Here is a 10,448-nt window from a genome sequence, read left to right on the forward strand (position 1 = left end):
GGCGATCGCCGCGAGCCAGACCAGCAGCGCGGCCAGGCCGCCGGAGCCGATCGAGTGTGCCTGGGCCGGCTTCGCGGAGATCACCAGCGCGAAGAGGCCACCGAACAGCAGGGCGAGCAGACCCACCTCGGCCCGGGGCAGCTTCCAGCGCAGGATCAGCACGCCGCAGAGCGCGGTCACACCCAACCCGGCCGATGCCGCCGACTGGACGAGGAAGAGGGGCAGGTCGCGGCGGGCGACGAAGGCCAGCAGGAAGCCGACGACCTGGAAGGCGACGCCGTACAGGTAGACGCGCTGGCTGGCCAGCCGGACCAGCAGCTTCGGGTTGCACGACGTGTGCAGCTTGGTCCGTGTTGCCGCGACCGATTGGAGGAGGTTGGCGACCCCGTAGGCGATGACCATCGCGGCGAGGAAACCCCAACTGGTGGACAGCACCCGGGCACAGTAACGGAGGTTCCTGGCATTGCGCTCGGCGACCGGCCGAACCCGATGACCAGCGGTTACACCAGGTATTTCGATCAAAACGCCAGGTCAGAGATGATCTCGTGAAACCCGACAACCCGTCAGCTCAGGCGGGTAAGCACCTCTTCGTGAATTTTTCCGTTCGTGGCCACCGCGCTGCCACCTGAGGGCCCTGGGCGGCCGGCCAGATCGGTGAAACTGCCGCCGGCCTCGGTGACGATCGGGATGAGCGCTGCCACATCCCAGAGCGACAGCTCCGGCTCCACCATCACGTCGACGGCGCCCTCGGCCACGAGCATGTAGCCGTAGAAGTCGCCGTACGCCCGGCTCCGCCAGCTCTGCCGGATCAGGTCGAGGATCGGGTCCAGGCGACCGGTCTCCTCCCAGCCGTGCAGGCTCGAGTAGCAGAAGCTCGCGTCACCGATCCGGCGGACGCCGGAGACCCGGATCGGGGTGGCCGCGGCGGTGTGCCGGCCGGCGAACGCGCCGTGCCCGACGGCGGCCCACCAGCGCCGGCCGAGCGCCGGTGCGGAGACCAGGCCGACCACCGGCCGGTCGCCCTCCATCAGCGCGATCAGCGTGGCCCAGATCGGCACGCCACGGATGTAGTTCTTGGTGCCGTCGATCGGGTCGATCACCCACTGGCGGTGGCCCGGGCCGGCGGCCGCCTCGGACGCGCCGTACTCCTCGCCCAGCACGCTGTCCCGCGGCCGGGTGCGGCCCAGCGTCGACCGCAGCGCGCGTTCGACCGCCTGGTCGGCGTCGGAGACCGGGGTCAGGTCGGGCTTGGACTCGACCCGGAGGTCGAGGGCCCGGAACCGGTCCATGGAGATCTTGTCGGCGGTGTCGGCGAGAACGTGCGCGAGCGAGAGGTCGTCCGAATACCGGGGGGCCATGGCGGCTGACGTTACTAGTTCTCGGTGTCTTCCCCGGCGCGGGACGCGAGCAGCCGGCGGTACGAGGCGAGCCGGCGCGGGTCGGCGTTGCCGGCGGCGACCCAGGCGTCGAGGGCGCAGTCGACGTCGTTCGGGGTGTGTTCACAGTTCGGCCGGCACTCGACGGTGCCCTCGACCAGGTCCGGGAAGCCGTGCAGCAGGCTCTCCGCGGAGACGTGGGCCAGCCCGAAGCTGCGTACGCCGGGCGTGTCGATGATCCAACCGGCCTCGCCGGGCAGCCGCAGCGCCACCGCGCTGGTCGACGTGTGCCGGCCGCGGCCGATCGCGCTGACCACGCCCACCGCCCGGTCGGCGTCCGGGACGAGGCGGTTGACCAGGGTCGACTTGCCCACCCCGGAGTGACCCACCATGACCGAGACCAGCCCGGCCAACCGGTCGCGCAGCTCGGTCAGGTCGGAGTCGGGGCGCACGAGCACGTGCGGCAGGTCCAGCTCGGCGTAGTAGTCGAGCACCTCGGCGGGCCCGGCCAGGTCGGCCTTGGTCAGGCACAGCAACGGGTCGATGTCGGCGTCGTAGGCGGCGACCAGGCAGCGGTCGATGAAGCCGGTGCGCGGCGGGGGATCCGACAGCGAGCTGACGATCACGAGCTGGTCGGCGTTGGCGACGACGACGCGTTCGAGGCGGCCCTCGGGCGTGGTGTCGTCGTCGTCCGCGGTGCGGCGCAGCACGGAGGCCCGCTCGGCGATCCGGACGATCCGGGCCAGTGCCCCGGCCGCGCCCGAGGTGTCGCCGACCAGCGCGACCCGGTCGCCGACGACGACGGACTTGCGGCCCAGCTCACGGGCCCGCATCGCGGTCACCGGGGCGGCACCGCCGAGCTCGACCGTGTATCGGCCCCGGTCGACCGCGCTGACGAAACCGTCGACCGCGTCGTCGTGCCGGGGTCGGGTGCGGGTACGGGGGCGCGAGGAGCGGGCGGGTCGCACCCGCACGTCGTCCTCGTCGTACTCCCGCCGTTTGCCCGCCAGTGCCCTCTCCCTACTTGCCGGTGACCATCGCCGACCATAGTGCCGGGAAGTCGGGCATCGTCTTGGAGGTACACGCCACGTCGTCGAGCTCGACCCCCGGCACCGCCAGGCCGATCACGGCGCCGGCGTGGGCCATGCGGTGGTCGTCGTAGGTGTGGAAGACGCCGCCGCGCAACGGCCGGGGGCTGATCTCCAGGCTGTCGGGCGTCTCGGTGACCGCGGCGCCGAGCGCGGTCAGCTCGCGGGTCAGCGCGGCCAGCCGGTCGGTCTCGTGGCCGCGGATGTGCCCGACGCCGCGCAGCTTCGACGGCGAGTCCGCCAGCGCGGCGAGCGCGGCCAGCACCGGGGTCATCTCGCCCACCTCGGACAGGTCGGCGTCGAGCCCGTGCAGCACGCCCGTGCCCCGCACGGTCAGCCCCTCGGTGCCCAGGGAGACCTCGCCGCCCATCTCGCCGAGCAGCGCCCGCAACCGGTCGACCGGCTGGGCGCTGCTGCGCGGCCAGCCGAGCAGTGTGACCGTGCCACCGGTGATCAGCGCGGCCGCGAAGAACGGCATCGCGCCGGACAGGTCGGGCTCGATCGTCCAGCCGCGGCCGGTCAGCTTGCCGGGCTCGACCACCCAGACGTCCCGCGCGGAATCGTCGACGCCGGCGCCGGCGGCGCGCAGCATCTGCACAGTCATCCGGACGTGCGGGGCGGACGGCAGCGGCGGGCCGACGTGCCGCACGACGACGCCGCGGTCGAAGTCGGGGGCGGCCAGCAGCAGGCCGGAGACGAGCTGGCTGGACGCGGACGCGTCGAGCACCACCTCGCCGCCGGTGACCCGGCCGGTGCCCCGGATCGTCATCGGCAGGCTGCCGGTCGGTGGCGTGTCGATGCTGACGCCGAGCGAGCGCAGCGCGTCGACCAGCGGCCGCAGCGGGCGCTGCCGCACCGACGGGTCGCCGTCGAAGGTCACGGTGCCCTGCGCCAGCCCCGCGATCGCCGGCATGAACCGCATCACCGTGCCGGCCTGGCCGACGTCGACGTGCGCGGGGCCCTGCAGCGTGCCCGGCCGGACGACCCAGCGGTCGTCGTCGACGGTGGAGACGCTGACGCCCATGGCGCGCAGGCCGCCGGCCATCATCTCGGTGTCGCGCGCCCGCAGCGGGCGGGACAGCGTCGAGGGGCCGACCCCGATCGCGCTGAGCACCAGCGCGCGGGCGGTCATCGACTTGGAGCCGGGCAGCTGGACGGTCGCGTTCACCGGCTCGGGGGCGGTGGGCGCGTTCCACGGCACGTGCGCGGTCTGTTGAGCCACGTACTCCAGTCTGACCTGCCGGCGCGGCGCTCCGCGATCGACATCCGGCACTCCCGCGTGCCGGGACGAACTGCGCTAGGTTGACGGGCATGTGCGGGCGGTACGCGACGACGAAGGACGCGCCCGACCTCAGTGCGCTCTTCGACGCGTTCGACGACACCCGCGACGGCCTCGTGGCCGACTACAACGTGGCGCCGACCGATCCGGTGCCGGTGATCCGGATGTCCCGGAGCCTGGGCGGCCGCGCGCTCTCGGTGGCCCGCTGGGGGCTCGTGCCGAGCTGGTCAGGCGACACCAAGGGCGCGGCCCGCATGATCAACGCACGGGCGGAGACGGTGGCCACCACACCGGCCTACGCGCGGGCGTTCGCCGGCAAGCGCTGCCTCGTGCCGGCCGACGGCTGGTACGAGTGGGTGCGCAAGCCCGGCGGCGGCAAGCAGGCCTATTTCATGACCGCGCCGGAGCCCGTCGTGTTCGGTGGCCTGTGGGCCGCGTGGGGCGACCAGAAGCTGCTGACGTGCAGCATCGTGACGATGGCAGCGCTCGGCGACCTGGCTCTCGTGCACAACCGGATGCCGCTGGTGCTCGCGCCCGACCGCTGGGCGGCCTGGCTGGCCGGCGGCGGCGATCCGGCCGAGATGCTCGCCCCGCCGTCCGACGAGACGCTGGACGGCATCGAGATCCGGCCCGTCGGCCCGGCGGTCGGCGACGTGCGCAACGACGGCCCCGAACTGCTGGCCCGGGTGGCTGCCCCGGCACTGGCCGCGCCGCACGAGGCGCCGGTCGAACTCACCCTTTTCTGATCTTCAATTCACACCGGTTGATTTTTCCCTTTCCCGGCGTCTTGTTGCGATTTCTTGCAACAGACTTTCCGCATGTTCGATGCAACCTCTTGTCTCCGACGTCACGAGTGCGATAGAACACAGCGCCGGCAATGGGTGCCTTCTCGCACCGGGCGACGACACCCATTGGGAAACCGATCTTGCGCCAGTCGCGCGGAAAGCCGGCCCCACGGGGGAGGTGGGTTGTAGATGACACGGGCGCGTATGCCACGCCCGCATGAGGTCGCCGCCGCACGTCGGGATCCACGACTGCTGAGGGCGTCGGCCGAACGACAACTCGACGAGGCCTGGCGCACGCGCGGCGTGTGCCAATCCGTCGATCCGGAGACGTTCTTCCCGGCGCCGAGTGAGCCGGCCGACACCGCCATCGCGCTCTGCCGCACCTGCGACGTCCAGGGTGCGTGCCTCGCGTGGGCGCTCGAGGTCGGCGACTGCCACGGCGTCTGGGGCGGCACCACACCACGGGAGCGGCGGGCGATGCTGGTCGCCTGGCGAGGTCAGCTCACCCGCGGCGCCGAGACCATCGACTCCGGGCCGCCGATGCGCGACCTTTCGCTCGAACTGGTGCCGGTGAGCTGACCTGGCGCTCCCGGCCAGCAGAATGGGGCCATGGGGGTCACACAGATCGCGACACCGCACGGCCCGGCCGTGGCCGAAACCGATGAGGCTGACGGCCGGCCGTCGGCGTTGCTCGTGCTCGGGCACGGCGCCGGTGGGGGCGTCGAGGCGCCCGACCTGATGGCGGTCCGCCGTGCCGCACTCGCGGCGGGCCTGTCCGTCGTGCGCGTCACCCAGCCCTACCGGGTGGCGGGCCGCCGCGCGCCCGCGCCCGCGGCACAGCTCGACGCCGCGTGGTCGGCGGTCGTGCACGAGATCGTCAAGGGCTACCGCGAGCCGCCACCGTTGGTGGTCGGCGGGCGGTCCAGTGGGGCGCGGGTGGCCTGCCGCACGTCGGTCGCCCTCGGCGCTGCCGGCATCGTCTGCCTGGCGTTCCCGCTGCATCCACCGGGACGCCCCGAGCGGTCCCGGGCCGAGGAACTGCTCACCGGCGTGCCCACGCTGGTCGTCAACGGCGACCGTGACCCGTTCGGCGTGCCGGACGCGTCGCCCGGCGTCGAGGTCGTGGTGCGCCCGGGCCAACGGCACGACCTGCGGGGCGATCCGCGTGGCCTGGGGCAGCTGGTGGTGGAGTGGCTGCGGGGCAAGGGCTGGGCCCGTCCGTAACTGTCGCGGAAGTGACTCGTTGAGCCTGCTGAGCCAGGCTTGCCCTGGGGACTCCCTCCACGAGTCCGCGGACCCCCCGGTCCGCATCAACCTCCCAGGCCCACCTCGCCTCGGGGACCAGATCCCCGAGGCGAGTTGGGTTGTTCAAGGGGCCCCACCTGCGGGAATTCCCACGAGCCAGCCCTTGTTACAGCCGTCGTACCTGTAAAGACGGCAAGGGGGCTCTTCCCAGTGCATGCAGCTACGCGGGGCGACCGCGACACCGGCCGGTTCCGGGCACTTCTGTCCGCGCCCGAATGGCCGGCGAGCGACGTTACTCACGGCCTCATCGGGGGCAACCAACCCACAACTGACTCGGACGATGGTGTGCGCCGCGTATCCTCGTCGGGACAGTCGAGGGGGGACGTGCGCTTGACGCAGCCGGAGAAGACCCGAACCGACGAGCCGACCGACGAGCGGCGGGCCCGGTTCGAGCGTGACGCGCTGCCCTTCGTCGACCAGCTCTACGCCGCGGCCCTGCGGATGACCCGCAACCCGGCGGACGCCGAGGACCTGGTGCAGGAGACGTTCCTCAAGGCCTACGCCGCCTTCCACCAGTTCGAGGAAGGCACCAACCTCAAGGCGTGGCTCTACCGGATCCTCACCAACACCTACATCAACTCCTACCGCCGCCGGCAGCGCCAGCCCGTCCAGGCGCCGACCGAGGAGATCACCGACTGGCAGCTCGCCAACGCCGAGTCGCACACCTCCAGCGGCCTGCGCTCGGCCGAGACCGAGGCGCTCGACCGGCTGCCGGACAGCGACGTGAAGAACGCGCTGCAGCAGCTGCCGGAGGAGTTCCGGTTGGCCGTCTACCTCGCTGACGTCGAGGGGTTCTCCTACAAGGAGATCGCCGACATCATGAACACCCCGATCGGCACGGTCATGTCGCGACTTCACCGCGGCCGACGCAACCTGCGGAACCTCCTGGAGCGCTACGCTGCGGATCGAGGCTTCACCCGCACTCCGTCGGGTGACGCCGCCGCGGCGCGTCAGGAGGTGTGAGGAACCGTGAGTTGCGGTAACCCCCACGAGACCGACTGCAGCGAAGTGCTCGAAGAGGTCTACCTCTATCTCGACCTCGAGTGCGCCGACGAGCGCCGCGACCTGATCCGCACCCATCTCGACGAGTGCTCGCCCTGCTTGGCCGAGTACGGCATCGAGCAGGAGGTCAAGGCGCTGGTCGCCCGCTGCTGCGGCAACGAGACCGCACCGGTGGAGCTCCTCGCCCGCCTGCGCAGCAAGCTGACGGAGCTCCGCACCGACGTATGAAGCCCGTCGCCGGCCCGAGATCGGGCCGGCGACGTTGGCTGTTCAGGAGTTGGGGCGCTTGCCGTGGTTGGCGGCGCTCTTCTTACGTGCCTTCTTCTTACGGCTCTTCTTCGCCATCGTCGACCTCCTGTTCCGACCCGATCGCTCCGGTGACCCGACGATCCTAGTCGGCCCGCCAGCGGCGCACCGACGGCCGGCGCATGGTTGGATGCTGACCACAGACCAGAGGGAGGACCACGCGATGGCTGACGAGATCCGCGCCGAGATGGTGGCGAACGTGTGGAAGGTCGTGGCGGCGGCGGGGGACACCATCGCCGAGGGCGACACGCTGGTCATCCTCGAGTCGATGAAGATGGAGATCCCGGTCATCGCCGAGTCCGACGGGACGCTCAAGCAGCTCGCCGTCAACGAGGGCGACGTCGTCCAGGAGGGCGACCTGATCGCGGTGATCGAATGACGTTGCGGATCAGGCCCGCGACCGCGGCGGACTTTCCCGCCGTGGCCCGGCTGACCGTCGACGCCTACCGGGCCGACGGCCAGCTCGCCGGCGACCACGGCTACGACAAGAAGCTGGCCGACGTGGAGACCCGCGCCGAGGCCGGCGAGCTGCTGGTCGCCGCCGACGAGCACACCGGCCAGGTGCTCGGCTCGGTCACCTTTGTCCTGCCCGGCACGGCGTACGCGGAGCTGTCCATCGACGGCGAGGCCGAGTTCCGGATGCTGGCCGTCGACCCGGCCGCACAGGGGCGTGGTGCCGGCGAGGCGCTGGTCCGGGCCTGCGTGGAGCGCGCCACGGCGCTCGGTTGCCAGGCCATCGTGATCTGCGTGCGCAGCTTCTCCGCGCCCGCCAAGCGCCTCTACGCCCGGCTGGGCTTCACCCGGGTGCCGGAACGCGACTGGTCGCCGTTCCCGGGCGTCGACCTCGAGGCGCTCCGGCTGCCGCTCACGAGCTGACCCGCGGGCGCCACAGGTCCTCGGCGACCTCGAGGGCGATCCGCTTCCGCTCCTCGAGCGGTATCTCCCGCTTTATCGCGAACCAGCTCCCGTGCACCGCGAACAGGGCGAGCGCGGCGCGCAGCTGGGCGGGCGGGTCGTCGGCGTCGTCGGCCATGAGGCCGGCCACCCGCATCATCCGGTCGCGCATCTCCACGCCGGCCGACATGGTCTTGACGACCGTCTGGTTCTGCTCGAAGAACCGCATCACGGACGGGTGATTGCTGGCGAAGAACTCGTCGGCGTAGCGGGACAGGAGCTTCTGGCGCCGCTCCGGCCCGGGCGGCTGCGCCTGCGCCCACTCGATGATCTCGTCGAGCCGCCGCAGCCGATCCTCGGCGAAGCTCGAGACGATCTCGTCCTTGCTCTTGAAGTGGTAATACAAGGCGGCTTTGGTCACCCCGAGCCGCTCGGCGATCTCCCGGAGCGAGGTCTTCTCGTACCCGTTCTCCGTGAAGAGCTCGAGCGCGACGGCCTGGATCCGGCCTCGCGTGCTCTCCGCCACTCTGACTCCCAAACTAACTTGACGCCCGGTTAGTACGGAGCTTACCGTACGGCTAGTAAGGAGACTAGCCGGTCGGCAAGTAAGTCCGATCACTATGGGGGGCGTTCCGATTGACCACTGACGCGATGCGGGCCATGACTCCGCAGAAGATCCGCGTCATCCTCGGCGGTCTGATGATCGCGATGATGCTCGCGATGCTCGACAACATGATCGTCAGCACGGCGCTGCCGCGCATCGTCAGCGAGTTCGGAGGTCTCGACCACTTCACCTGGGTGGTCACCGCCTATGTCCTCGGCACGACCGTCTCGACGCCGATCTGGGGCAAGCTCGGCGACCTCTACGGCCGCAAGTCCATCTTCCTGACGTCGATCATTATCTTCCTGATCGGCTCCGCACTCTGCGGAATGGCCGGCTCTGCGATGTTCGGCGGCACCGGCGACGGCATGATCGAGCTGATCGCCTTCCGGGCCGTCCAGGGCCTGGGCGCCGGCGGCCTGATGGTCGGCGTCATGGCGATCATCGGCGACCTGGTGCCGCCCCGCGAGCGCGGCCGCTACCAGGGCATGATCGCCGGCATCATGGCGATCGCGATGGTCGCGGGCCCGCTGGTCGGCGGCTTCATCACCGACCACCTGTCGTGGCGCTGGGCGTTCTACGTCAACCTGCCGCTCGGCGGCCTCGCCCTGCTGGTCCTCGCGACGCGCATGCACCTGCCGCGCTACCGCACCGAGCACCGCATCGACTACCTCGGCGCCGGGCTGCTCTCCGTCGGCATCACCGCGCTCGTGCTGATCACGACCTGGGGCGGCAACGAGTACGACTGGACCTCGCCGCAGATCCTCGGCCTCGCCGCGCTGACGCTGGTCGCGCTCGTGACGTTCGGCTTCGTCGAGCGCCGCGCACCCGAGCCGATCCTGCCGCTGCACCTGTTCGCCAACCGCAACTTCGCCCTGATCTCCGCGGTCGGCTTCCTGCTCGGCTTCGCGATGTTCGGCGCGATGAACTTCCTGCCGCTGTTCCAGCAGACCGTGCAGGGCGCGTCCGCGACCAACAGCGGCCTGCTGCTCCTGCCGCTGATGTTCGGCATGCTGGTCGTCTCGGTGATCACCGGCCGGGTCATCACCAAGACGGGCCGCTACCGGATCTTCCCGATCCTTGGCGGTGTGGCCCTGCTCGGCGGCATGATCCTGCTGTCCACGATCAACGCCGACACCACCAAGCTGGTCCTGTCGCTCTACATGGTCGTCCTCGGCGTCGGCATGGGCTTCCTCATGCAGACCTCGATGCTGATCGCGCAGAACAGCGTCGAGCAGAAGGACCTGGGTGCGGGCAGCGGCGCCGCCACGTTCTTTCGCTCCATCGGCGGCTCGATCGGCATCGCGCTCTTCGGTGCGCTCTTCGTGCACCATCTGGCTAAGTCGCCGGCGGGCGGTGCGCTCTCCGGCGACGGCGGCGGGGCAGGGGTCAACCCGACCGCGCTCCAGAACCTACCCGCGCAGATCCGCGACGCGGTGATGGGCGGCCTGGCCGACTCGATCGCGTACGTCTTCGTCTGGGCGGCCGTGATCGTGGTCCTGGTGCCGGTCCTGGCCTGGTTCGTCAAGGAGATCCCGCTGCGCGGCCTCGGCGACGCCGACAAGAAGGAGACCCCGGCCGACGACGCCGAGGTCGCCCTCGCCAAGGCCGAAGCCATCGCCGACTGATCCGTCGAGGAACGCCCCTGGGCTCGGGTCCAGGGGCGTTTCTTCATTTACTCGGGCCCGTCGTGGGCGCGACCGTCGCTCCCGCCAGACACCGCTCGCTGCGCGTCGCTGCCGGGTCCGTCGGGCGGGCGACACCTTGCCGTCGACGTGGACCACGTTGGGATCCGAGAAGGCCCGCACGACC

Annotated in this window: 12 protein-coding genes and 1 pseudogene; 8 read left to right on the top strand and 5 right to left on the bottom strand. The window is 71.0% G+C overall.

Annotated elements, in window-relative coordinates; translation table 11 throughout:
• The 4 genes and pseudogenes from AB0H87_RS31070 to aroA all read right to left on the bottom strand — a co-directional run.
• Positions 1-435, bottom strand: a pseudogene (locus tag AB0H87_RS31070) (hypothetical protein); the annotation flags it as partial.
• A 128-nt stretch (positions 436-563) separates the two neighbouring features.
• On the bottom strand, positions 564-1,358 hold the full coding sequence (gene hisN, locus AB0H87_RS31075) for a histidinol-phosphatase (RefSeq protein ID WP_360153569.1): 795 nt from the start codon (positions 1,356-1,358) through the stop codon (positions 564-566).
• Positions 1,359-1,372: 14 nt separating this feature from the next.
• Positions 1,373-2,350 (bottom strand): ribosome small subunit-dependent GTPase A, encoded by a 978-nt coding sequence (rsgA, locus tag AB0H87_RS31080; RefSeq protein ID WP_360153572.1) that lies wholly within the window; start codon positions 2,348-2,350, stop codon positions 1,373-1,375.
• Between the two features lie 46 nt (positions 2,351-2,396).
• Positions 2,397-3,686 (bottom strand): 3-phosphoshikimate 1-carboxyvinyltransferase, encoded by a 1,290-nt coding sequence (gene aroA / locus AB0H87_RS31085; protein WP_360153575.1) that lies wholly within the window; start codon positions 3,684-3,686, stop codon positions 2,397-2,399.
• 89 nt (positions 3,687-3,775) lie between these two features.
• Between aroA and AB0H87_RS31090 the strand changes: the two genes are divergently transcribed.
• From AB0H87_RS31090 to AB0H87_RS31120, 7 genes are all read left to right on the top strand, one after another.
• Positions 3,776-4,489, top strand: a complete 714-nt coding sequence (locus tag AB0H87_RS31090; protein WP_360153578.1) for an SOS response-associated peptidase — start codon at positions 3,776-3,778, stop codon at positions 4,487-4,489.
• Between the two features lie 228 nt (positions 4,490-4,717).
• Positions 4,718-5,107: a WhiB family transcriptional regulator gene (locus AB0H87_RS31095; RefSeq protein ID WP_203708743.1), complete on the top strand. Its 390-nt coding sequence runs from the start codon at positions 4,718-4,720 to the stop codon at positions 5,105-5,107.
• Between the two features lie 30 nt (positions 5,108-5,137).
• Positions 5,138-5,752, top strand: coding sequence for an alpha/beta family hydrolase (locus AB0H87_RS31100; protein ID WP_360153581.1), 615 nt, complete (start codon positions 5,138-5,140; stop codon positions 5,750-5,752).
• Between the two features lie 231 nt (positions 5,753-5,983).
• The gene (locus tag AB0H87_RS31105; protein ID WP_360153584.1) at positions 5,984-6,796 is read left to right on the top strand and encodes a sigma-70 family RNA polymerase sigma factor; all 813 of its coding nucleotides are present in this window, start codon (positions 5,984-5,986) and stop codon (positions 6,794-6,796) included.
• Between the two features lie 6 nt (positions 6,797-6,802).
• Positions 6,803-7,063 carry a mycothiol system anti-sigma-R factor gene (gene rsrA, locus AB0H87_RS31110; RefSeq protein ID WP_360153586.1) on the top strand — a complete coding sequence of 87 codons (261 nt, stop codon included), beginning with the start codon at positions 6,803-6,805 and terminating at the stop codon, positions 7,061-7,063.
• Positions 7,064-7,304: 241 nt separating this feature from the next.
• The gene (locus AB0H87_RS31115) at positions 7,305-7,520 is read left to right on the top strand and encodes a biotin/lipoyl-binding carrier protein (RefSeq protein WP_360153589.1); all 216 of its coding nucleotides are present in this window, start codon (positions 7,305-7,307) and stop codon (positions 7,518-7,520) included.
• Complete coding sequence (locus tag AB0H87_RS31120) at positions 7,517-8,017, top strand: N-acetyltransferase (protein WP_360153592.1); 501 nt, start codon at positions 7,517-7,519, stop codon at positions 8,015-8,017. The genes AB0H87_RS31115 and AB0H87_RS31120 overlap by 4 nt, the downstream gene beginning before the upstream one ends.
• On the opposite strand, the gene AB0H87_RS31125 is transcribed toward AB0H87_RS31120, so the two are convergent.
• Complete coding sequence (locus AB0H87_RS31125; RefSeq protein ID WP_360153595.1) at positions 8,007-8,561, bottom strand: helix-turn-helix domain-containing protein; 555 nt, start codon at positions 8,559-8,561, stop codon at positions 8,007-8,009. The genes AB0H87_RS31120 and AB0H87_RS31125 overlap by 11 nt on opposite strands.
• A gap of 134 nt (positions 8,562-8,695) precedes the next feature.
• On the opposite strand from AB0H87_RS31125, the gene AB0H87_RS31130 reads away from it, so the two are divergent.
• On the top strand, positions 8,696-10,264 hold the full coding sequence (locus AB0H87_RS31130) for an MDR family MFS transporter (RefSeq protein WP_360153598.1): 1,569 nt from the start codon (positions 8,696-8,698) through the stop codon (positions 10,262-10,264).
• Positions 10,265-10,448 lie beyond the last annotated feature (184 nt).

The sequence above is a fragment of the Asanoa sp. NPDC050611 genome, from assembly GCF_040654855.1.
GTDB lineage: Bacteria > Actinomycetota > Actinomycetes > Mycobacteriales > Micromonosporaceae > Asanoa.

Excerpts from the sequence above, each read along its gene's own strand:
- hisN (WP_360153569.1), bottom strand. The coding sequence starts at position 1,358 with ATGGCCCCCCGGTATTCGGACGACCTCTCGCTCGCGCACGTTCTCGCC.
- AB0H87_RS31090 (WP_360153578.1), top strand. The coding sequence starts at position 3,776 with ATGTGCGGGCGGTACGCGACGACGAAGGACGCGCCCGACCTCAGTGCG.
- AB0H87_RS31095 (WP_203708743.1), top strand. The coding sequence starts at position 4,718 with ATGACACGGGCGCGTATGCCACGCCCGCATGAGGTCGCCGCCGCACGT.
- AB0H87_RS31100 (WP_360153581.1), top strand. The coding sequence starts at position 5,138 with ATGGGGGTCACACAGATCGCGACACCGCACGGCCCGGCCGTGGCCGAA.
- AB0H87_RS31115 (WP_360153589.1), top strand. The coding sequence starts at position 7,305 with ATGGCTGACGAGATCCGCGCCGAGATGGTGGCGAACGTGTGGAAGGTC.
- AB0H87_RS31120 (WP_360153592.1), top strand. The coding sequence starts at position 7,517 with ATGACGTTGCGGATCAGGCCCGCGACCGCGGCGGACTTTCCCGCCGTG.
- AB0H87_RS31130 (WP_360153598.1), top strand. The coding sequence starts at position 8,696 with ATGACTCCGCAGAAGATCCGCGTCATCCTCGGCGGTCTGATGATCGCG.